General features: G+C 61.3%; 1 protein-coding gene. It reads left to right on the forward strand.

Annotated elements, in window-relative coordinates:
- On the forward strand, positions 1 to 569 hold a 569-nt coding region (locus QCE88_RS41950), incomplete at both ends, for a contractile injection system protein, VgrG/Pvc8 family (protein ID WP_309911936.1).

The following is a 569-nucleotide window of genomic DNA, read 5'->3' on the forward strand; positions in this document are numbered from 1 at the left end:
TTCGCCTTCGTCAGCCGTCTGATGGAGCAGGAAGGCATCTACTACTACTTCACGCATCAGATGGGCCAGCACACGCTCGTGCTCGCCGACGACATGAGCGCGCATGATCCCCTGCCCGATTACGCCTCGCTGCCCTATCTCGCGCCCGACCAGATCGCGCTGCCCGAGACCGAGGGCGTCGATCAGTGGCACACCGAGGACAACGTCACCACCGGCCGCTACGTCGTCGATGACTACGACTTCCGCAAGCCGAAAGCGGACTTGCAAAGCCAGCAAGCCAATCCGCTCAGCGATGACCACGGCTCGTACGAGAAGTACAACTGGCAACTCGGTTACGTCAACGGCGACGAAGGCGATCATTACTCACGCGTGCGTCTCGAAGAAGAGCAGACCGGCAGCGAAAGCGCTCACGGTCACACCACCATTCGTGCGTTCATGCCCGGCTTCTTGTTCACGCTCACGGGCTCTCCCCGCACGATCGACAACGTCGAGTACCTGATCGTCGGCGCAAGCTATCAGTTTCAGAGCGGCGGCGATGCCAGCGGCAGCAGCACCGCCCAATACGACAC

Origin of the sequence: Caballeronia sp. LZ035 (assembly GCF_031451175.1) — a bacterium.
Taxonomy (GTDB): Bacteria; Pseudomonadota; Gammaproteobacteria; order Burkholderiales; family Burkholderiaceae; genus Caballeronia.